This window comes from Devosia alba (assembly GCF_039938915.1).
GTDB classification, from domain to species: domain Bacteria; phylum Pseudomonadota; class Alphaproteobacteria; order Rhizobiales; family Devosiaceae; genus Devosia; species Devosia alba.
Window position 1 is genome coordinate 1 of the sequence record NZ_JBDUUI010000056.1, and the last position, 354, is coordinate 354.

Here is a 354-nt window from a genome sequence, read left to right on the forward strand (position 1 = left end):
TCAGTTATGTTTTGATAACGGTACCTATACAGGCTGCCCCAACTGCGGCAGATACAGTAACCAGAGTCGGGTTATTGCCGCCCCCGACCCAGTGAACCAGCCGCAGCACTACCAGTTCTTCCCGGATTTAGAGGCTATTGAAGTGATTGCCCGTAGCACTGCGCAGGAGCAGTTCTACGGCTACTGCCTGGGGAACCGCCTGAAGTATCGCCTGCGTGCCGGGAACAAGGACAAGCTGGAGCAGGATATTGCTAAGTCCGACAAGTACCTGGAACTGTATGAGCAATATAAGGGGTTGTGCTACGGTGCTGGAGACGATGTAATTGCCCCGGTTCCAATACCTAATCCGGAGGA

At 53.7% G+C, this 354-nt stretch carries 1 protein-coding gene; it reads left to right on the top strand.

What is annotated here, in order from left to right:
• On the top strand, positions 1-354 hold a 354-nt coding region (locus tag ABFY71_RS18760; protein WP_347947387.1), incomplete at both ends, for a DUF3310 domain-containing protein.